Here is a 25,374-nt window from a genome sequence, read left to right on the forward strand (position 1 = left end):
GATGCAATCTGCTTCTACTTAACTTTATCATTCCGGCGGCTTCTTCGAGCCAATGACAAGGATAGTTTTTAAGTAGCACAGTTTAACTGTCTATTATCCGTTCAAACTCATTTCGCAACTGATGGTGAGCGTTGTAACTCTATATTTGTATCGCTTTTTCTTTATTACTTAGAGGTAATTTACTTGGTATTCTTCATCTTTGCTGATGACAGCCCAGACTATTCTGGCCAATTTATTGGCTACTGCAATACATGCTTGATTATAGTGCTTTTCTTTCTTGAGTTTTTGAGCCCATAGGCTCAATCTATCGTTTTTACCTTCACAGTTTTTTAAAACTGTTCTGGCTCCGTGATTAAGCAAGGTTCGCAAGTAAGGGTTACCTCGTTTTGTTATTCCTAACAAAACGCTCTTTCCTCCCGTTGAATTCTGTTTTGGAACCAATCCACACCAAGCTGAAAAATGACGGCTATTATTGAAATTATTCCCATCGCCTATTGCTCCATAAAGAGCGGCTGCGGTAATTGGCCCAATGCCCACAACCGTTTGAGCTCGAAGGCAGATGTCATTCAACTTAGAGACTTCTTCTACTTTTTTATCATGTCCCTTAATTACCTCATCTAACTGAAGCAATTCTTCGTATAACTCTAAGAATAAAGAGCGGCTGGAAGCGGTTAAAGTATTCTCGGCATCTTCTTAGAAACTCAGGTAATGCTTTTCTTAACGCTGCTTTTCCCAAAGATGGGATAACTAAGCCATATTCGGCAAGTAATCCACGGATTTGATTACTGAGTTGTACTCGATTTTGAACATGCCTATCCCGAATACGTAATAACATTTGTGCGTCTTGTTGCTCAATCGATTTGATTGGCATGAATGTCATATTACTTCGCTGAGTCGCCTCCGCTATTGCTTCAGCATCATTAAAGTCGTTTTTATTTTTTCTTCGATAAGGCATCACATATTGTGGTGCTATCAATTTCACCTCGTGGCCGAATTCGGTAAATTTTCTTCCCCAATGGTTGGCACTTCCACAAGATTCAATCACCACAACAGTTGGCTCTAATGTACTAAAGAATGGCAATAATTCAGAGCGGGACAGAATCCGTTTTTTGACTTTCTTTCCCGCTTGATTATTCCAGCCGAGCCTAAGCGAGAGCGGGAATCTCATACAGCGCGCTTCGAGTAGATACCGGATAACTCGTGCCTCGTTTCCGGCATGACGGTTGTTGGATATTTCTAATATTACTGGATAGATCTTAAACTCATTCATGTCCAAAAATCAGTTAAAAGCATTGCCTCCCAGCATCAACAGGGATAAAAATGCCCTGAACTTTGTTAAGCTCAGGGCGTTGTTTTATCTAGGCTAACTAAAAGAATTAATAGTGATATGGAAACTTAGAGAAATCTTTTGGGCGTTTTTCTAAGAAAGAATCACGGCCTTCGCGTGCTTCGTCAGTACCATAAGCAAGACGAGTGGCTTCTCCTGCAAAGAGTTGTTGTCCAACCATGCCATCATCGGTCATGTTCAAACCAAATTTCATCATACGCAGTGCCGTTGGGGATTTTTGGCAAATGATCTTACCCCATTCCAGTGCTTCTTTTTCAAGATCGGCATGAGGCACGACTTTATTCACCATGCCCATTTCAAATGCATCTTGCGCGCTGTAATCTAAACCTAAAAAGAAGATCTCACGGGCTTTTTTCTGGCCAACCATTTTGGCTAAGTAAGCTGAACCATAGCCAGAGTCAAAGCTAGCAACATCTAAATCGGTTTGTTTAAAGATGGCATGTTCTTTAGAAGCGATGGTCATATCACAAACAACATGAAGTGAATGGCCACCACCGGCCGCCCAGCCAGGCACTACTGCAATCACCGCTTTTGGCATGAACCGTATTAACCGTTGTACTTCAAGGATATGTAAGCGTCCAAGCGCGGCAGGGTCGACTTGATCTTGAGGCATACCTTCATATTTATAACCATCTTTACCGCGAATACGTTGATCACCACCGGAGCAGAATGCCCAACCACCATCGCGTGCACTAGGCCCATTACCTGTAATTAAAACACAGCCGACATCGCTCCACATACGAGCATGTTCAAGAGCGCAGAATAATTCATCTACGGTTTTCGGACGAAAAGCATTGCGACATTCCGGGCGGTGAAAGGCGATTCGAACCACGCCCGCATCGACTGACCGGTGGTAGGTGATGTCCTCAAAAGAAAAGCCTTCGACTTCTTGCCAATCTTCAGGATTAAAAATATCAGAAACGTTATTCATGATGACAAACCTTTATTTTTTCTGGGTATATGCGATGACGTTAAGTGTATACCCTATGGATTAATCTTGATCGATTTCAGTCGCTAAAGTTTGTTTTTTTAGCGCAAATAAGGTGATGAACATGGCGATAAGTGCCATGACAGCCATGAGTAAGTAAATAGAATTAAATCCGCTGGCTAAAGCTTGTGGGCTATAATCGGCGAGGCTAGATTCTTTGGCTACACCATTATGATTTAAGCTTAATTGGAAAACTGTTGAACATGCGGCAACACCAATAGCACCACCAAGTTCCCGACCAAAGTTAAATAAAGACATCCCAATTCCTCTGTCTTTTGGTGGAAGCACGTTTTGTACGACGACGCCTAATGCGGGTAAAGTGAAGCCAATGCCAAGCCCTGATAATCCAAGTGCAACGGCAGGGAAAAGGTGATTTTGAATCATCGCAAAGCTGACGGCTGCTAAAAAGAAACCAAACAAAGCATAGCGCTTATATTCACCTGATTTATTCACTAACTTACCGCCACAGTAAGCACCGAGAGTAATGCTTATCATGAAAATAACCATGATTTCGCCACTTGCTGAGGCCGATAATCCTTTTTGCCACTGCATTTGCATGGGTAAATACACCAAAATGGCAAACATCAGTAATTGTGAGCAAAGAATTAATACAATGCAGACCAAATAATTTGGCAGTTTGGCGAGGCGGGCTGGCAGCATGGGATCGGAGACTCGTCTTTCAACAATGATGAGCAATAAAATGGAAGCGATAAAAGCGCCTCCAGTCCAAGATATTGGCAACTCAGCTTCTGGTGACAAAAGCAGTAATAAGCTGGTGGAACAGATCATTAACATCATGGCACCAAGCCAATCGAATTTTGAATCTCGCTTTTTATTAAGATGAGCTAAATTGCGTCGAATTAAAAAGACTGCGATCAACCCTAATGGAATATTAATCCAAAATACCCAGCGCCATGAAAGGTGTTCGGCAAAGTAACCGCCAAGTAAAGGGCCTGCAATGCTTGAAACGGCATATACCATTGAAATAAATCCTTGGTATTTACCGACTTCACGTGCTGGAATGCAATCGGCAATAACGGTAAAGGCGAGAGCGATTAACCCCCCTCCACCAATACCTTGGATGACTCTTGAAATAATTAATGTCTGTAAGTCTTGTGCAAAGCCACAAGCGGCAGAACCAATAATGAATAAAGTAATGCCAATGTACAGCATCCTGACACGACCAAGAATATCACTTAGTTTTCCATAAACTGGTAAAACGGCCGTTGCGGCAAGTAGATAGGCGGTTACGACCCAAGTAAGCGCATTACCGGCATTTAACGCATCGCCAATCATCGGCAGTGGTGTCGTAACGATACTTTTTTCTAACGATCCCAGAGCTATCACGAGTGCAACACTCATAAATATTTTTTGCGGGGAAACCATCTTCTGTTCAGTCACAATCTATCCTCGGAAGAGTTACACAACTGAAAAATAAAGACAGTTGGGAAAAGTAATCAAATAGAGCAGTATCTAACTGCTCTATTAAATATAACAATGAACGAGATCAAAGCTTAGCCAATAAACGATAAATAACCTTGAATGATAATTAAGTTAACAATATCGATAAAGAAAGCTCCCACGATGGGTACGACCATGAACGCTTGAGGTGAAGGACCATAGTGAGTGACTAATGACCCCATGTTCATGACCGCTGTTGGCGTTGCCCCTAAACCAAATCCACAATGTCCGCCTGTGATAACCGCAGCATCATAATTAGATCCCATAACTCTAAAGGTTACATTGTAAGCAAACACCCCCAAAATAAGGGTTTGAACACATAAAATAACCAGTAGAGGAATTGCAAGAGAAAAAATCTCCCATAATTTAAGGCTCATTAATGCCATTGCCAAAAACAGTGAAAGCGATACAGTACCAAGAATATCCACCGTATCGGTATTAAGCTTATATTTTCCCGTTAGCTCAAATAGGTTGGTAATGATCACACCAAGAAATAGAGCATAAACAAAATCAGGAATTTTCATCCAACTAATTTGCAGAGTATTGACCCATTGCTCCATATAAATGGCACCAACCACACACACGAGCATGGTTGCTAAGGTTTCAATGACACGATAGGCAGAGACATTGTCTTCTTCACGATCGTTATAAGTAACAACATCTGGGAAGGCATCGTGGTGCTTATCCCCTGCGCCGTATTCGGACATTAAATTGTGTTTTTGAATGCGTCTTTGAGCTACCGGACCACCAATAATACCCCCCATAATTAACCCAAAAGTGGCGGCGGCCATCGCAAACTCTAAGGTATTTAAGCCATATCTATCTTGGAAAGTACTTGCCCAAGCTGCACCAGTTCCATGTCCTCCTGATAAGGTAATTGAGCCTGCAACTAATCCGAGCAATGGATCAATCCCTAACATTTCAGCTAAGCCAACCCCTACCGCATTTTGAATAATAATATAAATTGATGCTACGCCAAGGAAGATAAAAACCTTCTTACCACCTTTCAACAATTGCGAGTAGCTAGCAGAGAGTCCAACAGTGGTAAAAAAGAGCAACATTAATGTGTGCTCAAGTGGCAGATCAAACTCTAAAGTAATGTGTTGAAAATGTAGAATAGTGATGATTGCCGCGACGATCAAGCCACCAACAATCGGCTCTGGCACTTTGTACTTTGTTAAAAATGGTACTTTACTATTAATAAAGTGACCTAACAGCAAGACGAAAATCGCCAGTAAAAAAGACTCGATAGAACCAACAGGATAAACTGTATTCATATACTGCCTCTAAAAGTAATTTTAAAATAGAAAATATTTGGCTCGATTTTTAGCGTAGGCAAAGAAAGCGATATTCATTTGTCTATACTGAAGAATGTCACGTCAATACCATGCACAGTATTGACGAGAGAGTTTGAAGCCAAAGAAATAATGAGTGAATAAAATGTGAACAGATCCGACAAACTTTGATGTTGATTGCATTATTGACACTAAGTTTTCAATTTTATGACGTGCTACTTATTGAAAGACTTACCATCTGGGACAATAAATTTTTCGTATCTATATAATATTCTTGGAGTTCGTCATGCCTGTTTTATTCTGCCACTCATGTTGTCGCGACACACAACATAAGGAAGTGCTACGCAGACGCGCTGAGGATGATTTGTCGATCAAAACTAAGTTGCAAAAATTTAATGAATTGATCAATCAACTTTTCAGCGGCGTACATTACCACAAAATGGACCCCGTGTGTTTCTGCCGAGACTGTAATCGTCAAAATGCTGAGAAAAGTTTAGTTTCAAGACATTAATTTTACACTACTTTTAGAGTGCCGGAATACGGTACACCACTATATCTTCTTCTGTGCGATTTTATTGATATCCCTCCTTACTCCCATCCTTGAACTCGAGTAGAGTATACAAAAGTAGGTGTTTCAAATACGGCCTTCGTATTTGAAACACCTACTTAACTTGGCGACGTTACCGCGATATGGTTTAGACACTTATGGCGTTGTGCATGGTTATATTCGTCGACCTATCAATAAGGAGAAAAGAATGGCTCGTTATTATCAGCAAGTTTTATCAGTTTGGAATTACTTTAAGCTCAATCAAACCCTTCAAGCGAGTGATGCTATTTTACTACTAGGTAGTTCAGATTTACGAGTAGGGGAAAGGGCGGCAGAGCTCTACCATCAAGGAATTGCACCTTTGGTGATTATTTCTGGAGGAAAAGGCCGGATGACCGATGGAGTGTTTGAATTATCAGAAGCTGAAACCTTTGCCAAAGTTGTGATGGATTGTGGGGTACCTCACTATGCTATTTTATTAGAAGATCAATCGACTAATACAGGGGAGAATTTTCAGTTCACACAGCAGCTTTTAGAGAAAAAAGGAATCACTTTACAAAGTATTACGTTAGTGCAGAAACCCTATATGGAAAGGCGAGCACTGGCAACAAGTGAAAAGGTTTGGCCAAATATTAAAGCGCAAGTGACGTCTCCTCAGTATGATTTTTTGGATTACTGTAGTGCACTACATCCTTCGACGGAAGTCATCAACTTAATGGTTGGGGAGTTACAGCGTATGAAACACTATCCACCTCAAGGATTTTTTGCTGAACAACCGTGGTCTCCAGAGCTGGATGACGCATTAGAATCCTTACTCGCCATTGGGTATGACGAACAGACGATTTTATAACAAATCAACTATCTTAATTATTGCGCGAGTAAACGAAAAGAGTGGAAGGAATGGACGAATGAGAATGATGGTAACCACAAAATCTTGGCCCATTGCTGGCGCGTTTACCATTTCGCGTGGTTCAAAAACTCATGCTGATGTGGTGGTGGTTGAATTAATGTCTAACGGCCATACTGGTCGTGGAGAATGTGTTCCTTATGCTCGATACGGTGAATCGATAGAGCAAGTACAGCAAGATCTTGCCATGATAGCACCGAATTTGACAGCACATACAACGGCTAAAGAGTTTGCAAAATGGTTACCGGCTGGCGCTGCGCGTAATGCATTAGATTGCGCATGGTGGGATTTACAGTGTAAACAGCAACATCAATCGATTTGGCAATTACTCGATATAAAGCCGAGTGCGTTAACGACCGCCTTTACATTGTCGCTTGATATACCAGAAAAAATGGGTGAAGCCGCGAAAAAAAATCAGGCACGCCCTATTTTAAAATTGAAGCTTGCAGGCCTAGGTGATATTGAGCGGGTAGCAGCAGTCAGAGCTAATGCTCCTCAAACCATGATTATTGTCGATGCCAATGAAGGTTGGAATATTGACTTATATCATCTAATGATCCCAAGATTGGTTGAACTTAATGTCGCGATGATCGAACAGCCTTTTCCTAGTGAGAATGATCATTGGTTAGATGGATTAGATCGCCCAATTCTCGTCTGCGCCGACGAATCTTGTCATGGGATTGACAGTTTACAAACACTTGCCGGCCGCTATGACATGATTAACATTAAATTGGATAAAACCGGAGGCTTAACGCATGCACTGGCCTTAAAAAAAGCCACTCTAGAGCAAGGTCTGAAAGTTATGGTAGGCTGCATGGTAGGCAGTTCATTAGGTATGGCTCCGGCTTTTGTTGTGGCACAAGGTGCTGACATTGTTGATCTTGATGGGCCACTTTTGCTCGCTGAAGATGAACCAAGTGGCTTTGAGTTTACGGTCTCATCCATGCAAGTTATGGATGAAAAGTTATGGGGTTAATTTTTATATTTAGGGGTAGCCCTCGGAGAGCGGGGAGCCCTGAAAACCATCAAGAAGCTTAATAGTGTGAATAAGCACATGATGGTTATTATTGCTGAAGCTGATCCATCATTAAAGTAAGCCAATAGAAGAAGTCGTATTCAATAGTTCTGCAAATCGATTAGATGCCGTATTATCTGGAATCGGTTTAGCTTATTTACCTGAGGATATGGTACAAGATTACGTAAAATCTGGTGAATTGATTGAAGTATTAACCGATTGGTGTGAGCCGTTTGATGGCTATTATCTATATTATCCAAACCGCCAATTGTCCTCTCCTGCTTTTAAATTGGTAGCAGATGCCTTACGAATTCAGAAATAAAACCAGCCTGAAAATGCGTCTTCAGGTTGGTTTAAATGGTTCGGTTTATTCAGTATAAAATTACGCTTCGGTTTGCAGTGAAGACATATCGATCACAAAACGATAATGCACATCAGAACGTTCCATGCGTTCAAACGCTTCATTAATTTCGTCCATGCGAATCATTTCACATTCAGGCAAAATATTGTGCTCCGCACAAAAATTTAGCATTTCTTGAGTTTCTTTAATGCCACCAATAAGAGATCCTGCAATACGGCGACGTCCCATGATTAGTGGTGTTGTCATGACTTCTGCGACAGGGCCAATTTGTCCAACTAATACCAAAGTACCGTCAATTTTAAGCAGCGGAGTATACGGGTTTAAGTCATGTTTCACTGGTACCGTATCAATGATCAGATCAAAATGGCTGGCTTTATTTTCCATCTGCGCGCTGTCTTCTGAAATTAAGAAATGATCAGCGCCAAGCTCCATCGCGTCATCTTTTTTGCTTTCAGAGCGGCTGATCACGGTGACTTCTGCGCCCATACCGGCGGCAAGTTTTACGGCCATATGACCTAAACCGCCCATGCCAATCACACCGACACGGCTATCTTTGGTGATGTTCCAAGTTCTTAGAGGAGAGTAAGTAGTGATGCCCGCACACAGTAGTGGCGCAACGCGAGATAAATCCAATGTTTTCGGCACGCTCAGTACAAACTCTTCACGAACGATAAGGTGCTTAGAAAACCCACCCATTGTAATGTCACCGGTTTGGCGATCTGGGCTGTTATAAGTTTGTGTCATACCATTTTCACAAAATTGTTCTTCGTGCTGGTGGCAGGGATCGCACTCTTGGCAACTATCAACCATACAACCGACCGCGACATGATCGCCCACTTCAATGACGCGTCCAACAATTTCGTGGCCCGGAATATTTGGGTAAGTTGTCCAACCCCAGTCATTACGTGCAGTGTGTAAATCGCTATGGCAAACACCGCTGTATAAAATTTCCATTGCCACATCATTACTGCGTAGAGCGCGTCGCTCGAAGGTAAACGGTACCAATGGTGAGTTTTTATCGTGAGCACAATATCCAATTGTTTTCATTTGATGACCTTTTTGTTCGTTAAAAGTGGGTAGGGGAGTAACAAGTTGTTGATAGTCATTGTAGTCAAGGATTGAAGAAGTGATTATCTTATTCCTACACTATGCTTGCCTATTTCTACAAAACCCTCATTAAGTCAAAGCCTGTGATTGATTCATCGATTAGAATGAAAACACACTGTTTTAGTCAAAACGTATGAATGACGGTGAGTGGTAAGCAAATAATTAAACATTCTGAAATAGGGAAAATAATGAGATGCATTCATGCCTTGATAAATATCATGAGATGATTGAAATTGTTCAGAGACATACAAATGAGGCACTGTAACCAGTACACCAATGGCGGATTTTTGCCTATTTAAAGCATCAAAGCCGACTCAATGTGATGCCACTATGTATAAGCCGAGCTTAGTGGTGACACTACAAGGCAGTAAGATGATCAGCTTATTTGGTGATAACCAACCCTTATCGGCAGGTAAAGGATTAATTTCATCGATTGATATTCCTATCTTATCGCGTATTGCGGATGCGAGTATAGATAAGCCCTATTTAAGTGTCGTTTTTGAGCTAGATATCAACATCGTGACGGGGCTTATTCAAGAAATCGATGACACGATATATCGAGATCCAGATTCACAAGCGATTTCAATTTCGACGCTACCTGAATCATTAATGGATGCCGTTTCTCGTGTAGTTCGCTTGCTTGATAATCCAAATGATATTGCGGTGATTTACTCAATGTTACAGCGTGAAGTGATATACCGTTTATTACTCAGCGAGCAAGGAAGCCGTTTGCGCCATTTATGCATTCAAGGCAGCTCGAGTCATAAAGTGTCACAAACCATCAAATATTTGAATCAACATTTTGATCAGCCGATGAAAGTGGAATCATTAGCTCAGCACGTTAATATGAGTGTGTCGTCATTGCATCAGCATTTTAAAGCGATTACTACCATGACGCCGCTGCAATTCCAAAAACAATTGCGCTTGCATCAGGCCCGAAATCAGATCCTACAAAATGTGGATATTTCGGTTGCCGCTTATCAAGTTGGTTACGAAAGCGCTTCCCAGTTTAGCCGAGAATACAGTCGTTTATTTGGATTGCCACCATCGCAAGATAGATTGATGGTTTAGATTTAACAAATCAATTTCTATCAGTTGTAGCGATTAGATTCATCAGGTTTCTACTCCGATGGGAATAGTGAATGAACATCATTAGAATATATTAACCTAGTTTTACCTTTACTTTAATATTCGATTCATATACGTTTCGTATTCACTTTGTATATTGATTGGGTGTTATGGGTATTGTTAAAATTTCAGAAGATCTTCATGAAGAAATCCGAAAAGCGAGTGGTGCGATGCATCGCTCTATTAACTCTCAGGCTGAGTTTTGGATAAAAATGGGCATGATGGCAGAGCTTAATCCACACCTCACATTCAATCAGTTGGTATCGGAGTTATGGTTATCTGCTTCAGTATCAGCAACAAACATTAAAAATAATGAAGAGGCAATGGTTGAATAGTTCCGTTAATATCAAAAATAGCGATGAAATTGCATTGATGAGAGAGTCAGGTAAGTTACTTGCCAAGGTCTTTTATGCTTTAGACGATTACATTAAACCCGGAATATCGACAATGGACATTAATGACTTTGTTGAGAATTACGTTGTGAATGAACTAGAAGCTCGTCCTGCAAGTAAAGGGCAGTATGGCTATCAATATGTATTAAATTCATCCATTAACGACGTTGTCTGTCATGGTGTTCCTAAAGCATCGCAAATTTTAAAATCCAGAGATATTATTAATTTAGATATAACTTTGGAGAAGAATGGTTTTATTGCTGATTCAAGCAAAATGTATGCAATGCCAGATGCCAGCCCAGTAGCGAAGAGACTGGTACAAGTGACCTATGAGGCTATGTGGGAAGGGATAAGACAAGTAAAACCTGGTGCAACACTTGGTGATGTGGGAAATACAATACAACGTTATGCGGAATCACGTGGCTATAGTATCGTTAGAGAATATTGTGGGCATGGTATCGGACAAGAAATGCACGAAGAACCTCAAGTGCTTCATTATGGTAAACCCAACCAGGGGTTGACTTTAAAAGAAGGCATGACATTCACTATTGAGCCAATGATCAATCAAGGTTCGGCTAAAATTAAAACGAAAAAAGATGGCTGGACGGTGGTGACAAGAGATAAAAAGCTGTCAGCTCAGTCAGAGCATACTATTTTGGTGACAAAGACAGGGTATGAAGTTTTAACTCTACGAGCTGAAGAATCAATATAGTGACGAGGAGCAAAGTCATTTTCTTTGGGTCTCAATCATTTATATCAATGAGAACAACGTGAGATTGAACTCGCGTTTTATCTGTCTAGAAGATCGTCATTTCGGAATCTCTCACACTAACGAAACTCACATGAAAGCGAGATCAAGCATCGCTCATGTGCAGGATGAGTTTAAACCCATATTATTCAATAAATCCTAATCCTGTTGCCTAATTACCATCAGACACTAATAATTCCATCAGCACATCCAAATAATGTTCACACGCGTAGTCGGCAGAAACAGGGGGTAATTCTACGGTGACACATAACAAATCATGTTCGTCACACCAAGAACCAAATGAGCCAGGTGTGTCGTAGCCGACATCTTCTACCATGGGTAAATTCATTTTGTTGGCTAACCACTTTGCCAAGGGGGAATGGCTTGGATCATCAATGCAGGCTAAAGGTTCGTGGAAGGAGGTAATCCATGCGGGGTGCAATTGTTCGATCAGTTGGCATAAGGCTTGGGTTTCTGGCTCTGAATTACCGAATTCACCTGTGCCTATTTGCACATCACGTTCCGGTTCGTCAGTACTCCAGCGGTATACCGTGCCACCTTGTTGCCAGTTTTGGCTAGCAAAATTACGATTTAGATCCACGCCATTGGCGTTAGAACGGGTACCAAGTTGGTTGCCATCAGGGTTCATACTTAAAATGACATGATGCCGAAGTTGGTTTTGCTCAATAGATCGAAGCGCACAAGATAGGCTAACGATAGACGCCGTTTCATCGCCATGTGTGCCCGCAATGATAAGCCCGGTATTTTTATCTTCTATTTGAGCAGGAAAATAGTAGAGTGGCGCGCCCAAAACGGAGTGTCCATAAGTGATCGGTTTATGTTCAAATTGACCACGTTGTTGGCGGGCACGAAGATTGATAGCCATGTGATTTCCTAATCTATTCCTAATCCCAACGCTATGCGGATTGCATCATTTAATGATGGCATTGAAATACGCTTCTTACTTGAAGGTTTTGATTGTATTGACTCGAGTATTACTTAATCGAGCTCACAGATAAAGGGGTCACGTTAACAAATTTACAAGAAGTAATGGGTAGAACGTTAAGTTAACGTTATAGTAATTAAAGCGATATTTATTATTAAATCAAGGATGAACCATGTTTAAGTCTCCTCTTTCAATCCTAACTTTAGCGCTTACGGCTTCTTTTCCATTATCCATTTTTGCTGCTGAGGTGCCTGCTGGCGTTACATTAGCCGATACACAAGAACTTGTACGTGGCAATGATGCTGAAGCGCCTACCTTGAACCCACTCAAAGCGGAAGGCATTCCCGAAATGCATATTTTGCGGGATTTGTTTGAAGGGTTAGTGATTCAAAACCAAGATGGTAGCGTTGTACCTGGCGTGGCAGAGCGTTGGGAAACCAAAGATAACCAAACCTACACTTTCCACTTGCGTAAAGACGCAAAATGGTCGAATGGTGATCCCGTGACCGCGCAAGACTTTGTATATAGCTTACATACAGCAGCTTCCCCACAATTTGCTTCACCTAATGCGTGGTATTTGAAACTGACGGGTATTAAAAATGCACAAGCCATTATTGATGGGAAAAAACCGGTTGATTCACTTGGCGTAAAAGCCATTGATGCGCATACGCTGCAATTCCAACTTGATAAACCTGTCCCGTATTTTGTAGCCATGACAGCGCATACTGTGATGATGCCGATTAACCAAAAAGCAGTGAAAAAGTTTGGTGATAATTGGACTAAGCCAGAAAATATGGTGTCGAATGGGGCGTATAAACTTCAAAACTGGGTGATCAATGAGCGTTTGGAAATGGTGCGTAATCCAAACTATTGGGACAATAACGATACTGTTATCAATAAGGTGACTTATATTCCATTTGAAAGCCAAACTGCAGCCATGAATCGTTACTTAACAGGAGAGGTTGATATTACTTCTGATGTGCCCGTTGCGATGGTAGATAAGCTGAAAAAAGATCACCCAGAGGCTTACAAAATTACGCCATTATTGTGTACTTATTACTACGCCTTGAATACCGAACGTAAGCCTTTTAACGACGCCCGTGCTCGTAAGGCCATTTCTTACACCATCATGCGTGATGTGATTTCAAATGGCATTACCAAAGGGAATGTTCCCGCTTATACGTTCGCCCATCAAGATGTGGCTAACTTTAAAGCGACGCAACCAGAATACAGCAAGTGGACCCAACAACAACGCGATGTTGAAGCGAAGAAATTATTAAAAGCAGCAGGTTATGATAATGCTAATCCACTGAAAGCCACATTGTTGTACAACACCAGTGAAAACCATAAAGCCATTGCGACGGCGATAGCATCAATGCTGCATAAGAATTTGGGCATGGATATCACTCTGGATAACCAAGAATGGAAGTCATATTTAGCGGCGCGTCAACAACGTAATTTTGACATTATGCGTGCTTCTTGGTGTGGCGATTACAATGAAGCTTCGACTTTCTTGAGCTTGCTCACTTCTGGTAATGATAAAAACTTCCCATCTTACGCGAGTCTACAATACGATGAAGCATTAGAAAAAGCGCAAAGTGCCGTTGATTTACAAACTCGTAATCAGTATTACGATCAAGCGGAACAGATTTTGGCGCAAGATATGCCAATTGCTCCCATTTATTACTTCATGCAATCTCGTTTGGTTAACCCTAAATTAGGTGGTTATCCAATGCATAACGCTGAAGGTCGTATTTACTCGAAAGATTTGTATTTTAAAGCGAAGTGATGGGTTGAAAATAAACCCATTGGTATGAATGGATTGAATTCGATCATTAAAATCTTAACTTCTCAGGGATTGAGAAGTTAGGAAGCGTGTTCGGTTTTATTCCATTTCCATTCTTAAAGGATTTGAGTTGGTTCACATAATGTAAAACTTGGGCAACGGTAGAGTAAAGTTGGCTAGGCACCATTTGGTTTATTTTCGTGGTATAAAAAATGGAGCGTGTTAACTCTGGTGAAGTGATCACTTCAATATTGTGTTTATCTGCAATGCTTTTAATATAAAACGCCACGGCATCTTCCCCTTTTGCCACTAAGAATGGGGCTTCCGCTTTCGTTAAATCGTACTTTAATGCCACCGCATAATGAGTGGGATTCATTAAAATAACATTGGCGGTCGGAACGGTTTTTGTGGCGGCATTCTTAGACATTTGCATCTGAATTTGCTTCATTCTTCCCTTGGTTTGTGGATCGCCTTCCGATTCTTTGTATTCATCTTTTAGCTCTTGTTTGCTCATTTTCATTTGCTTCATAAATTGAAGTTTTTGATAGGGTAGATCGATTAGTCCAAAGATCACGATGACGGCAACTAGCATGAACGTTAGCGTAATCATAATGCTTGCCGACACCGCCATCACGGAGTTTAAGGTTGATCGGACAAGTGGGCTAATGACATTAATATTGCTGGTAATGGTGTAATAGAGAATCATAAAGAAGATGGTGATTTTTAGAATACTTTTCAAAAACTCAACCAGAGTGTTTTTTGAAAAAATGCGCTTAATACCACTTCCCGGATTGATCTTGTTAAATTTAGGCGCAAGTTTGGAAACATTGACGGAAAAGCCTCCCAAAATGGTACTGCCTAAAATCACCACAATAAATTTTATAAATAGCAGGGGTACGAATAGCATCATTAGTAAATACATGGCATAACCAACCAATTCTATTTGTAATTTTGGTTGAGCGATTTGTGAGCGATTAAAGCTGTAGGCGTGAATGAACATTTCTTTAATGGTTTCAAACATGGTCGGAATAATGACAGCGTAATAGAGGATGCAAGACATTAAAGCGATGGCGGTGATGAATTCTTTGGCGCGGGGTATATCGCCTTTTTTTCGTGCTTTATTGAGCTTTTGAACACTGGCATTTTCTGTTTTTTCAGAACTCATACCTTTAATCCCATGATGTAATAAAGGTGATTTTTTAACTGCATGGTTAAGTCAAAGTAGGTTTCGCCGACCCCTTTAATGGATATTGATAGTGCAATTAAGCCTAAGAGCATGGTCAGCGGGAAACCCAGAGCAAAAATATTCAATTGAGGAGCGGCTTTGGTCATAAATCCGAAAACCGTATTACTAATTAGCATGACCACCATGGCGGGAATAGAAATAATTAGCGAGCTTGAGAACAACCAAGTGATCATTTTTAACACATGCTCTAAGCCGGAAACGGGAATCGGGCTGCTTAAAGGCCAGAAAGTAAAACTGTCGGCCATTACGGTAATGACGACTAAGTGCGCATCGAAAGAAAGAAATAAAAAGATGGAAGTGATGGAGAAAATTTTTGCCACAATCGCTTCATTAACACCATTGGATGGATCATTCATGATCGCCATACCTAGTCCCATTTGCATCGATAACGCTTGCCCTGCCATAGTGAATATTGCCATGAAAATCGTGACGCAATAGCCAAGAACCCAGCCGAATAGAATTTGATAGCCGCTCAATAAAATGGTCGTAAATGAAAATGGATTAAAGGCGGGAACGTGTCCTGATAAAGATGAGCAGATTAAGCCTAAAATAAAAGCCAGCATGACCTTAAATTGCATAGGTATCGCTTTGTCGCTGAATATCGGGGCGACCATGAAAAAACCAGTAAAACGCATAAAAGGCCACCATACGTGGCCAAGAAATTGCGTAATTTCACTAAAAGATAACGCCATTTATTGCGTCACCGTTGGTATCGAGTTAAAGACCAAATTAAAAAAAGTAGTTAACTCCATGATGACCCAATGACCAAAAATGATAATAGTTAGTAAGGTCGCGAGCAATTTAGGCAGGAAGCTGAGTGTTTGTTCATTAATTTGAGTCACCGCCTGGAAAATAGCGACCAATAAGCCAAGTAATAAGCTGGGAGCAATAAGTGCAGTAACAATGATAAGCACCAGATAAATGGCTTGCCCAACAATAGTGATCGCAGCTTCTGGTGGCATATTATGTTCCTACCCAAAAGCTTTGTGCCAAACTACCCATTAGCATTCCCCAGCCATCGACGAGAACAAATAACAATAATTTAAAGGGTAACGAAACAATAAGTGGTGAAAGCATCATCATTCCCATCGACATCAATACAGAGGCAACCACCAAATCAATGACGATGAAAGGCAAATAAATCATCAGTCCAATCTGAAAGGCCGCTTTAAGTTCGCTGAGAACATAAGCAGGCAGTAAAACGAGGAATGGAATGTCTGGCTTATCCACCATTTTAAGGCCAGCAATGGCGGTGACTTGCTCTAATGTTTTTTCTTGAGTTTGGTCGAGCATGTATTTTCGAAGTGGCTTTTCTCCAATTGCCATGGTTTGTTGTAGAGTTTGTTCACCATTCGCGTAGGGTTGATAAGCATTATCATAAATATCCGTCCAAACAGGACGCATAATTAAGATGGTAAAAATCAACGCCAATCCAACTAATATCTGGTTGGGCGGAGACTGCTGTAAGCCGATGGCTTGCCTTAAAATAGACAACACAATAATAATGCGAGTAAAAGAAGTACACATAATGATAAAGGCAGGAATAAAGCTTAATGCCGTCATTAGTATCAGTATTTGCAGTTTAACCGAATACTCGCTGCCGCTATCGGTAGTGCTGACGGATAAAACGTTTAGCGAGTCATCTGCCAAGACCAGTGTAGGAAAAGAAAACGCCAGTATTAATAAAAGAAGAAGCTTCACCATTGTTGACCTATAGGCTGTCGTTTGCGAGGCTTAATATCTTCACTGCGTACTTACCATCGGATTCAATAATCTGTCCAGAGGCAAATAAAACACCATTGACGCGAATATCAACAGGTTCACCTAAGCCTTTATCTAAAGTGATAATTTGACCTTGTTCAAAGCCCATCAGATCATTAATTGGTAATTTTTTCTGGCTCACTTCAACCGTCATTTTGACTGGGATAGTACTGAGAAGACCTAAAGCGGCGTCTTTTGGTTGTCCGGTAAGGTGCTTTTCAATCAGGCTAGAGTCATCAAACGATTCGTTCCCCAATGTCGATTCTTCAGAGTCTAAGTCGTCGATCAAGCTATCGTCTAAATCTGAGATCAAATCAGAGTCTAAATCATCTAAATCTAATTCTGTGTTTTCAATTTCTGTCGTCATGTTAACCCTAGTATTCTGTTGAATGTGTAAGTGATAAAAGGTTGTTTTCGTCTGTGGATACTTTTGCTTTATTGATTTCTACGGAGTCGACTTGCAGTGAAACCCAAGATTTCTTTGTAAACAGCAAAGTGTCACCGACTTTAATTTCTTTAACAGATTGTAAAGTAGCGGATTTTTCGGATAGCACCGCCGATGCTTCGACATTTATTTTTTTTATTAGGCGATGAATTTGGTCGCTTGAGAACTTATTGGTGTACCCACAGTCCTCTAATAAATAGTCGCTGTAATTGTCATCAATGCTGATATTTAAATGACATGGAGTCTCATTAATATGTAAGGTAAATGAAGCACTTAGTGTCATTTTTGATTCTGGTTCACTGCTTTTTTTATCTGATTTATTATTTGTTAATTCTGCATCGTTACTCATTAACGACTGAAATAAAGCGGAGGATATTTTGTCAAATAACTTTGTGTGAGATTGGGTTATTAACTCTCTTTTGTTAATCAGCTTTATTTTGTCAATTAACTCTTTTTTTATGGAAGTAGTGTTTCCAATAAATTTTGAGAAAATTGAATTTAATGATTCGGAATTAACCTGTATTTGGATAATTCCCAACCCTAATTCTTGCATGGAAACACAGTAATCAGCATCGTAATGAGATTCGCTGGCGACCAGTTTTATATCCTCCTGGTTAAGCTGATAAAGCTGAGCAATAGTGGCACGATGGTGTTGAAAATGCTTTAGAAGAAGTTCGGTTAACACTCTTCTAGTAACAGTACTAGTGTCTCCAAACTCAATGAGTTTCACTTCTCGCATGACTTATTCGCCTTATTTTTCTCTTGGTATCAATAGCCTTTCGAATGTGACTTATGGGACCTTTCTACAGGATAAATTTGTTTACCCATCTTACTTTTTATTTGATGAAAACTTTTATTACTTATTTATAGTATCAAATAATAAATTTTTTAGCATTTGATTTTATTGTCACTATGGTTACATAATATAATGAAAATTAATTCTATTAATAGTTATTTAATGTTATTAATTAAACTTAATTTTTTAAAAGTAGCGTTGGTGGTTTTGTGATAAATTTAGATGAAGTGCTAGGTGTTACACCAATGATGCTGGCATATAGAGCCGAAAGAACACAGGTTCTCGCTTCTAATATAGCCAATGTAGATACCCCTAATTACAAGGCAAGAGATCTTTCTTTTAGTACGGTAATGAATTCAATATCAGATGAAAGTAAGCAGCCTCAATTAGAAACGCAAACGCTTTATCGGATACCGACCCAACGCTCAAGAGATGGAAATACCGTGGAACTTCAACATGAACAAGCGGTTTTTTCTGAAAACTCAATGCAGTATCAACAAAGTCTTCAATTTCTTAAATCAAGAATTAGTGGGCTTAAAAAAGCCATCGATGGTCGTTAAGCCGCAGATTAAGAGGGGAATGAATGTCATTTTCAGGAATATATGAAACCGCTGGTTCAGCGATGAGTGCACAAACGATTCGTTTAAATACGATATCAAGTAACTTAGCTAATGCTGACTCAGTTTCAGGCAATCCAAATGAAGTTTATAAGCAATTAAAACCGGTTTTTTCGGCTGTCTATAACCAATATTCTGCTGATGGCAATGCGCAAGGGATTGTTCCAGTGAAAATAGCGGATGTTATTTCCGTCGATTCTCAAATGGAATCGAAATACGAACCTCATAACCCTTTAGCGGGCAAAGATGGCATGGTCTATTACTCGGGCATTAATCCTGTCTCAGAAATGGCGGATATGATGTCGGCCACTCGTAGCTTTGAAGCCAGCGCTTCGGTCTTTGGATCGGTTAAATCGATGCAACAATCTTTACTACAAATCTGGGATATTTAATTATGATCACACCGACCGTTGCTGGTGCAGATACTTTAGCTAATATTCAATCGGCTTCAACGGGAGTGAGCGCACAAGAAGACAACAGCGCCAGCTCACTTCAAAATCAATTTCTAACCTTGATGGTTGCCCAAATTAATAATCAAAACCCACTTGAACCTCAAGATGGAACCGAATTTGTTTCTCAGTTAGCGCAATTCTCCCAAGTCGAAAGCAGCGAAAATCTGGTTAAGTTAACCCAAACGAACCAAGTCCTTCTAGATAATTTGCAAGTGCTGAGCACGTCAACATTGGTTGATCAAAATGTGTCTGTGCGCACCGATTCTATTCAAGCTGACGGTGAATCTGTGATCAATGGTTCCATTGATTTGTCTGCGAATAGCAATGTTGTGAATTTGGTGATTACCGATTCAAAAGGGGGGGAGCAAACCATTTCATTGGGTGCGAATGCAAAAGGGAAAGTGGATTTCAGTTTAGACACCGAAAAACTGGGTTTAAAAGGCGATTACAGCATCAAAGTGGATGTCGATGAAGATCAAGGTTACTCACCAACTACCACTGTGAATGGTCAGATTAACAGCGTGATCATACCGTCTAACGGGGGTTCGACAGTACTGAATGTTCAAGGGGTAGGGGAAGTCCCTTACTACGAAATTAGCTCATTTTCATAAAGGATAAATTCAATGTCTCTCAATATTTCTTTAAGTGGTTTGAATGCTTCGAGTAAAGAGCTCAATACCATTTCAAATAACATCGCCAACGTGAGTACGACCGGTTTTAAAGAAAGCCGTACTGAATTTTCAAGTGTGTACAGCGGTGGTCAGTCTAACGGTGTTGAAGTCGTTGGTATTTCACAAAACTTTGAAGTCAATGGACAAATTTCTGGTACGGGACGGGCTTTAGACATGGCGCTGTCAGGTTCAGGCTTTTTCGTGGTTGAAGATGGAAAAGGCCAAACATCGTATACCCGTAATGGCATTTTTAACATGGATTCTAACGGTTACATTGTGAGTAATTCTAATGCGAAATTGCAAGGTTACTCGGTTGATGGCGACAATAACCTGCAACAAGGTACGGTTGGCCCGATTAAAATAAGCACTCAATCACAGGCAGCAAAGGCTACCACGAATGCTGAATTTGTGGCGAATTTAGATGCACGCAGTGAAGTGATTGATAGCGTGGTAACGCCTTTTGATCCTAAGGATTCAGCAACCTATACCAATTCTTATACGACACCGACGTATGACTCACTTGGTAATCCACATACAGTGACGCAATACTTTGTGAAATCTTCGGATAATCAGTGGGACGTGTATGCTGTGGTGGATGGTGATGCAACGTTGCCGATGACGAAATCAAATACATTGAACTTTGATGAATCGGGTAAGTTAACAACAGGAAATACTTACACTGTAAGTACTCCCGTTTCTGGTGCTGATGATTTGAATATCGCCATGAAACTTGATGGTGTGACTCAATTTGGTAATAACTTTGTTGTGTCGACCAATAACCCTGATGGTTACACTTCTGGGGACTATGTGGATATGCGCGTAGAATCCGATGGCAGCATTTATGCGAACTATTCTAATGGTCAGACACAACTGCAAGGCCAAGTCGTATTGGCTAACTTTGCCGCCCCTTCAGAGTTGCAGCAAACCAATAATACTTCTTGGGTTCAATCGTTTGGTTCTGGCGTTCCTATCATCGGAACGGCCGGGACTAGCCAGTTTGGCGAGCTTACCTCGAGCGCGTTGGAAGCATCGAATGTGGATTTGACTCAATCATTAGTCAGCATGATGACGGCTCAGCGTAATTACCAAGCCAATACTAAGGCCATATCAACCGATTCACAGTTAACTCAAGCCTTATTCCAAGCTATGTAGGTAATTGAATGAACCCTATTTTATTCACCGCAGCTAAAGGTGCGGAACGCGTTATGTACGCACAAGAAGTAAGAGCAAATAACTTGGCTCACACCAACACGGTGGGCTTTAAATCTCTTATGGAATATTCATCACCGATACCGGTGGGAGGATCGGGGTTTCAGTCTTCGGTTACCACGAGGACAAACTCTGCCACCAATAACTTTCAAGAAGGCACCAATGTGAATACGCAACGTGATCTCGATGTGGTGATCACGGGCAGTGGATTTTTCACCCTTGAAGGCGAGGATGGCAAAGAGATCTACACCAGAGCCGGCGATTTTCATTTAGATTCTGCTGGCAACCTGATGCGTGGACCTTTTGCTGTAGTGGGAGAAAACGGGCCAATTCAAGTGCCTGAAAACCAAAAAGTACAGATTTCAGATGACGGTTTTGTGAGCATTATTCCGGTAGGTGGCGGTGCATCATTAGGTGTTGATCAACTTAAATTGGTTAACCCTGATGTGAAAACCATGACGTTGGATCGCAGTGGTCAATTTGTATCAACGACAGGGCAAAACTTGCCAATGGCGGAAGATGTCACAATAAAAACTGGCTTTTTAGAATCCAGCAATGTGTCCGGTACGGATGAGCTCGTCAGTATTTTGTCGCTGAGTCGCCAGTATGAAATGCAAGTTAAAGTCATGGCAGCGGCGAATGAAATCTCCAAAATTGGCAATAAAATCATTCAAGGTTAAGGAATCATTATGCATAACGCACTTTCAATAGCAAAGACGGGCATGGCGGCTCAAGATGCAAAAATGACCGCTATTTCAAATAACTTAGCGAACGTGAATACGGTGGGTTTTAAAAAAGACACCGTGGTTTTTGAGTCTCTTTTTTATTCGATTGAAAAACAAGCGGGAACCGAAACGGCCGATTTGAATCAACACCCAACGGGTATGCAACTTGGTAATGGGGTTCGTATTTCAGGTACTCAAAAAGTGTTTACACAAGGCAGTATTAATAACACGGATCAACAATACGATTTAGCTATTCTTGGTGATGGATTCTTTCAAGTTGCAGGGCCAGACGGTGAAATGCTTTACACCCGTAATGGTCAAATGCAAGTGAACTCAGATGGTAACTTAGTGAATAACCAAGGCTACATTATTCAGCCTGAAATCACGGTGCCAGATAACGCAACATTAGTGTCGATTAGTGAAGATGGCATGGTCACCGCCACGGTTGCAGGGCAAGTCGACGGTGAAAACCTAGGTCAGTTAACCCTCGTTAAGTTTATGAACCCAGCAGGGCTTTCGGCATTAGGTGGCAACTTATTGGCGGAAACCGATGCCTCTGGTGAAGCGTTAGAGTTGATTCCTGGTGAAGAAGGCGTGGGGGTAATTAAGCAAGGTGCATTGGAAGGTAGTAATGTGCAAGTGGTTGAAAGCATGGTTGAAATGATTCAAACCCAACGTGGCTATGAAATGAATGCCAAGGTGTTGAGCGCGTCAGATGAAATGCTGCAATACATCGCACAGCAAGCGTAATCGGCCTAAAGGTAAGGTAATAAGCGCTTAAGCCATATAGAAACCTGAGCAACAACCCACGCATAACCAACCTAGTGAGTGAAAACGGTGACTGGAAGAAAAATTGTGAAGACATATCAATTCTTAATCATTCTTTTTGTCGGGGTATTAACCGGCTGTGCGGGGCGTGGTGATGAATTTATTCCGCCACAACCGGACGATGCGGCTTATGCCCCACCAGAATTAAATTATGAAGTGGAAAGAGTCTCCCAAGGAAGCCTTTATACTGGGTCTTCTTCCATGACGTTATTTCAAGACCGTCGAGCCTATAAAATTGGCGATATCCTCACCGTGGTTTTAGATGAAAAGACCAGCAGTGATAAAAACGCTTCGACTAAGTATGGGAAAGATTCCTCGTTGTCCATCGCTGCGCCGACTTTTGGGGCGAATACCATTGATAAATTTACGGCCGATGCGAATGCTTCACGTGATTTTAATGGCAGCGCGAATGCCAAACAGGGCAATAGTTTAAGTGGATCGATCACTGTCACCGTGTATGACGTATTGCCCAATGGGGTGCTGCGAGTTCGTGGTGAGAAATGGCTTAAGTTAAATAATGGTGATGAGTTTATTCGTTTAACCGGTAATGTCCGAGTGGAAGATATTGATTCTAATAATATGCTCAGTAGCCAACGTATTGCTGATGCCCGCATTACTTATGCTGGTCGCGGCGCATTTGCCGACAGTAATAAGTCTGGCTGGCTTACTCAAATGTTCAACAGCCCATGGTTCCCGTTCTGATGACCTTATTTAATCACATTCGTCGATATACCTTATGGCTTGTTATGGCCTTGGTATTGAACGTTCAGGCCGCGCCTATTCGCGATATTACCAATGTTTATGGTGACCGTACCAACCAATTAATTGGTTATGGTTTGGTGGTGGGGTTGGATGGTTCTGGTGATAAAAGCCAAGTGAAATTTACCTCACAATCTGTGCGTAACATGGTGGAACAATTTGGGGTACAACTGGGCGAGAAATCCAACCCAAAATTGAAAAATGTCGCAGCAGTGAGCGTGATTGCCACCGTGAACTCACATGCAGGAACGGGACAGACGCTGGATGTTACGGTTGCTTCGTTAGGTGATGCTAAAAGTTTACGTGGCGGCACATTGTTACTTACGCAGTTGAAAGGTGTCGATGGCAATGTTTATGCGGTCGCACAAGGTAACGTGATTGTTGGTGGTTACAATTACACCGGTGCGGATGGATCCAGCATTACGCAAAATACCCCCACCGCTGGGCGGATCCCGAATGGGGCAACGTTAGAGCGCGAGGTGTATCAAGAAGTCAATTCTGATCACGTTATCAAGCTGCAACTTAAAAAGCCTAATTACAAAACGGCGTTGAATATCTCTAAGTCGATCAATAGTACGTTTGGTGATGGTGTTGCAAAAGCAATGAGTAAAGGCGAAGTGCAGGTCAGTGGTCCAAAAGATACCGAAGATCGCGTTATGTTCATGAGTATGGTGGAAGTTTTAGATATTGATGAGGGCAAAGAAGCACCGAGGATCATTCTAAACTCACGCACCGGCACGATAGTGATGAGCTCCAATGTAACGGTGTCTGAAGCGGCGGTTTCTCAAGGTGGGATTACGGTAACGATTCAAGAGGATCAATACGTTTCTCAGCCGAATAATATTGGTGGTTTTAATCAGGCTGGAAACACTGAAGTGATTCAAGATTCCAAGTTGAACATTGATCAAAAAACCTCAAATACTATGATCTGGCCGGCTGGCACCAACCTTCAAGAAGTGGTTGATGCTATTAATCGTGTTGGTGCAACCCCCGACGAGTTGATGAGCATTTTACAAGCGCTGGATGAAGTGGGCGCGTTAAGCGGCGAATTGGTGGTGATCTAATGTCAATGATTAACCCAATCTTCAATATCATTCAACCAAGTGAAACGCGCGCTTTTACACAAGTGACCGTGAATAATCAATCGCATATCGAGTCGCCATCTTTTACCTCGACCTTGGCGAATACTATGGATGGCTTGGCAAATACGACGGATGGAAAGCTTGCTTCAAACTATGCTTCGCCTTCCGCAATGTTGAATATGGATCTCTCGCTTGAAATGTTTGGTCTAAAGAGCACGCCTGCGCATATAACTCAGCTCAGCGAACAAGCTAAGCGACAAGCGTTTCCCGCCTTTTCTATGCCCGCGCCGCCAGTACCTGCGTTTGATTTACACAACGAGAGTGGCCTAAAGAATTTGCAAATTGTGGCAAAAGTTTCTCAACCGGAGAACCGCGATCAAGTGACGCCCAATACACAATCCACATTAAATCTGTATACCGCGAATAGGCCAGCATCAACCCATTCAATGAATAAAGGTGAATTTTATATTGATACTAAAGATATGAATTCATTGAAGTATTCCGGCGATAACAATGCCAGTTTGCGTCAAGCTTCGGCACAGTTTGAAGCGTTATTTGTTCAACAGATGCTAAAAGGCATGAGAACGGCGACCGCCGCCATTGCCGATCAAGATAACCCGTTATCACAAATCAAAAAAGATGATCCATTTCAAGACATGCTAGATAACAAAATGGCGATCAGTATGACCAATAATGGCGGAATAGGGCTGGCAGACATGCTCTATAAACAATTATCCAAAAATCAATAGGTAGG

Annotated in this window: 27 protein-coding genes and 1 pseudogene; 16 read left to right on the plus strand and 12 right to left on the minus strand. The window is 41.3% G+C overall.

Annotated elements, in window-relative coordinates; genetic code table 11:
- Positions 1-168: 168 nt before the first annotated feature.
- The 4 genes and pseudogenes from VCASEI_RS12945 to gltS form a co-directional block, all read right to left on the minus strand.
- Positions 169-1,168, minus strand: a pseudogene (locus VCASEI_RS12945) (IS110 family RNA-guided transposase).
- Positions 1,169-1,376: 208 nt separating this feature from the next.
- Positions 1,377-2,279, minus strand: coding sequence for a 1,4-dihydroxy-2-naphthoyl-CoA synthase (locus tag VCASEI_RS12950; protein WP_170924565.1), 903 nt, complete (start codon positions 2,277-2,279; stop codon positions 1,377-1,379).
- Between the two features lie 60 nt (positions 2,280-2,339).
- A complete protein-coding gene (locus VCASEI_RS12955; RefSeq protein WP_162621103.1) occupies positions 2,340-3,722 on the minus strand; it encodes an MDR family MFS transporter in 1,383 nt (460 codons plus the stop codon).
- 128 nt (positions 3,723-3,850) lie between these two features.
- Complete coding sequence (gene gltS / locus VCASEI_RS12960) at positions 3,851-5,074, minus strand: sodium/glutamate symporter (RefSeq protein WP_086959992.1); 1,224 nt, start codon at positions 5,072-5,074, stop codon at positions 3,851-3,853.
- 773 nt (positions 5,075-5,847) lie between these two features.
- Between gltS and VCASEI_RS12965 the strand changes: the two genes are divergently transcribed.
- From VCASEI_RS12965 to VCASEI_RS12975, 3 genes are all read left to right on the plus strand, one after another.
- Entirely contained in the window at positions 5,848-6,489 is a 642-nt protein-coding gene (locus VCASEI_RS12965; protein WP_086959991.1) for a YdcF family protein, read from the plus strand.
- Positions 6,490-6,547: 58 nt separating this feature from the next.
- A complete protein-coding gene (gene dgcA, locus VCASEI_RS12970) occupies positions 6,548-7,522 on the plus strand; it encodes an N-acetyl-D-Glu racemase DgcA (protein ID WP_086959990.1) in 975 nt (324 codons plus the stop codon).
- Between the two features lie 124 nt (positions 7,523-7,646).
- Positions 7,647-7,883: a LysR substrate-binding domain-containing protein gene (locus tag VCASEI_RS12975; RefSeq protein ID WP_086959989.1), complete on the plus strand. Its 237-nt coding sequence runs from the start codon at positions 7,647-7,649 to the stop codon at positions 7,881-7,883.
- 60 nt (positions 7,884-7,943) lie between these two features.
- On the opposite strand, the gene VCASEI_RS12980 is transcribed toward VCASEI_RS12975, so the two are convergent.
- On the minus strand, positions 7,944-8,969 hold the full coding sequence (locus VCASEI_RS12980) for an NAD(P)-dependent alcohol dehydrogenase (protein ID WP_089110710.1): 1,026 nt from the start codon (positions 8,967-8,969) through the stop codon (positions 7,944-7,946).
- A gap of 336 nt (positions 8,970-9,305) precedes the next feature.
- Between VCASEI_RS12980 and VCASEI_RS12985 the strand changes: the two genes are divergently transcribed.
- The 3 genes from VCASEI_RS12985 (at position 9,306) to map (ending at position 11,261) form a co-directional block, all read left to right on the plus strand.
- The gene (locus VCASEI_RS12985; RefSeq protein WP_086959987.1) at positions 9,306-10,100 is read left to right on the plus strand and encodes an AraC family transcriptional regulator; all 795 of its coding nucleotides are present in this window, start codon (positions 9,306-9,308) and stop codon (positions 10,098-10,100) included.
- A 167-nt stretch (positions 10,101-10,267) separates the two neighbouring features.
- A complete protein-coding gene (locus tag VCASEI_RS12990) occupies positions 10,268-10,492 on the plus strand; it encodes a ParD-like family protein (RefSeq protein ID WP_086959986.1) in 225 nt (74 codons plus the stop codon).
- Positions 10,485-11,261, plus strand: a complete 777-nt coding sequence (gene map, locus VCASEI_RS12995; RefSeq protein WP_264298551.1) for a type I methionyl aminopeptidase — start codon at positions 10,485-10,487, stop codon at positions 11,259-11,261. The genes VCASEI_RS12990 and map overlap by 8 nt, the downstream gene beginning before the upstream one ends.
- Positions 11,262-11,469: 208 nt before the next feature.
- On the opposite strand, the gene mpaA is transcribed toward map, so the two are convergent.
- On the minus strand, positions 11,470-12,177 hold the full coding sequence (mpaA, locus tag VCASEI_RS13000; RefSeq protein WP_197709608.1) for a murein tripeptide amidase MpaA: 708 nt from the start codon (positions 12,175-12,177) through the stop codon (positions 11,470-11,472).
- A gap of 238 nt (positions 12,178-12,415) precedes the next feature.
- Here mpaA and VCASEI_RS13005 point away from each other — a divergent pair, with 238 nt between their 5' ends.
- Positions 12,416-14,032 (plus strand): peptide ABC transporter substrate-binding protein, encoded by a 1,617-nt coding sequence (locus tag VCASEI_RS13005; protein ID WP_086959983.1) that lies wholly within the window; start codon positions 12,416-12,418, stop codon positions 14,030-14,032.
- Positions 14,033-14,078: 46 nt separating this feature from the next.
- Here VCASEI_RS13005 and flhB read toward each other — a convergent pair whose 3' ends face one another.
- The 6 genes from flhB to VCASEI_RS13035 are packed head-to-tail and all read right to left on the minus strand — an operon-like array spanning position 14,079 to position 18,220.
- Entirely contained in the window at positions 14,079-15,194 is a 1,116-nt protein-coding gene (gene flhB, locus VCASEI_RS13010; protein ID WP_089110708.1) for a flagellar biosynthesis protein FlhB, read from the minus strand.
- Positions 15,191-15,967: a flagellar biosynthetic protein FliR gene (fliR, locus tag VCASEI_RS13015; RefSeq protein ID WP_089110707.1), complete on the minus strand. Its 777-nt coding sequence runs from the start codon at positions 15,965-15,967 to the stop codon at positions 15,191-15,193. Before fliR ends, flhB begins: the two co-directional genes overlap by 4 nt.
- Positions 15,968-16,237: a flagellar biosynthesis protein FliQ gene (gene fliQ, locus VCASEI_RS13020; RefSeq protein ID WP_086959980.1), complete on the minus strand. Its 270-nt coding sequence runs from the start codon at positions 16,235-16,237 to the stop codon at positions 15,968-15,970.
- Position 16,238: 1 nt separating this feature from the next.
- Positions 16,239-16,979 (minus strand): flagellar type III secretion system pore protein FliP, encoded by a 741-nt coding sequence (fliP, locus tag VCASEI_RS13025; protein ID WP_086959979.1) that lies wholly within the window; start codon positions 16,977-16,979, stop codon positions 16,239-16,241.
- Between the two features lie 7 nt (positions 16,980-16,986).
- A complete protein-coding gene (locus VCASEI_RS13030) occupies positions 16,987-17,403 on the minus strand; it encodes a FliM/FliN family flagellar motor switch protein (RefSeq protein ID WP_086959978.1) in 417 nt (138 codons plus the stop codon).
- Positions 17,404-17,410: 7 nt separating this feature from the next.
- Complete coding sequence (locus VCASEI_RS13035; RefSeq protein ID WP_086959977.1) at positions 17,411-18,220, minus strand: hypothetical protein; 810 nt, start codon at positions 18,218-18,220, stop codon at positions 17,411-17,413.
- A 302-nt stretch (positions 18,221-18,522) separates the two neighbouring features.
- On the opposite strand from VCASEI_RS13035, the gene flgB reads away from it, so the two are divergent.
- From flgB to VCASEI_RS13080, 9 genes are all read left to right on the plus strand, one after another.
- Positions 18,523-18,837 carry a flagellar basal body rod protein FlgB gene (gene flgB, locus VCASEI_RS13040; protein ID WP_086959976.1) on the plus strand — a complete coding sequence of 105 codons (315 nt, stop codon included), beginning with the start codon at positions 18,523-18,525 and terminating at the stop codon, positions 18,835-18,837.
- Positions 18,838-18,860: 23 nt separating this feature from the next.
- Positions 18,861-19,286 (plus strand): flagellar basal body rod protein FlgC, encoded by a 426-nt coding sequence (gene flgC, locus VCASEI_RS13045; protein WP_086959975.1) that lies wholly within the window; start codon positions 18,861-18,863, stop codon positions 19,284-19,286.
- A gap of 2 nt (positions 19,287-19,288) precedes the next feature.
- On the plus strand, positions 19,289-19,957 hold the full coding sequence (locus VCASEI_RS13050; protein WP_089110706.1) for a flagellar hook capping FlgD N-terminal domain-containing protein: 669 nt from the start codon (positions 19,289-19,291) through the stop codon (positions 19,955-19,957).
- 12 nt (positions 19,958-19,969) lie between these two features.
- Complete coding sequence (gene flgE, locus VCASEI_RS13055; protein WP_086959973.1) at positions 19,970-21,169, plus strand: flagellar hook protein FlgE; 1,200 nt, start codon at positions 19,970-19,972, stop codon at positions 21,167-21,169.
- 8 nt (positions 21,170-21,177) lie between these two features.
- Positions 21,178-21,906 (plus strand): flagellar basal body rod protein FlgF, encoded by a 729-nt coding sequence (locus tag VCASEI_RS13060; RefSeq protein WP_089110705.1) that lies wholly within the window; start codon positions 21,178-21,180, stop codon positions 21,904-21,906.
- Between the two features lie 9 nt (positions 21,907-21,915).
- The gene (gene flgG / locus VCASEI_RS13065) at positions 21,916-22,701 is read left to right on the plus strand and encodes a flagellar basal-body rod protein FlgG (RefSeq protein ID WP_086959971.1); all 786 of its coding nucleotides are present in this window, start codon (positions 21,916-21,918) and stop codon (positions 22,699-22,701) included.
- A gap of 105 nt (positions 22,702-22,806) precedes the next feature.
- On the plus strand, positions 22,807-23,481 hold the full coding sequence (gene flgH, locus VCASEI_RS13070) for a flagellar basal body L-ring protein FlgH (protein ID WP_086959970.1): 675 nt from the start codon (positions 22,807-22,809) through the stop codon (positions 23,479-23,481).
- Entirely contained in the window at positions 23,466-24,602 is a 1,137-nt protein-coding gene (locus VCASEI_RS13075) for a flagellar basal body P-ring protein FlgI (RefSeq protein ID WP_086959969.1), read from the plus strand. Before flgH ends, VCASEI_RS13075 begins: the two co-directional genes overlap by 16 nt.
- On the plus strand, positions 24,602-25,369 hold the full coding sequence (locus tag VCASEI_RS13080; protein WP_086959968.1) for a rod-binding protein: 768 nt from the start codon (positions 24,602-24,604) through the stop codon (positions 25,367-25,369). Before VCASEI_RS13075 ends, VCASEI_RS13080 begins: the two co-directional genes overlap by 1 nt.
- Positions 25,370-25,374: the final 5 nt, after the last annotated feature.

This window comes from Vibrio casei (assembly GCF_002218025.2).
GTDB lineage: Bacteria > Pseudomonadota > Gammaproteobacteria > Enterobacterales > Vibrionaceae > Vibrio > Vibrio casei.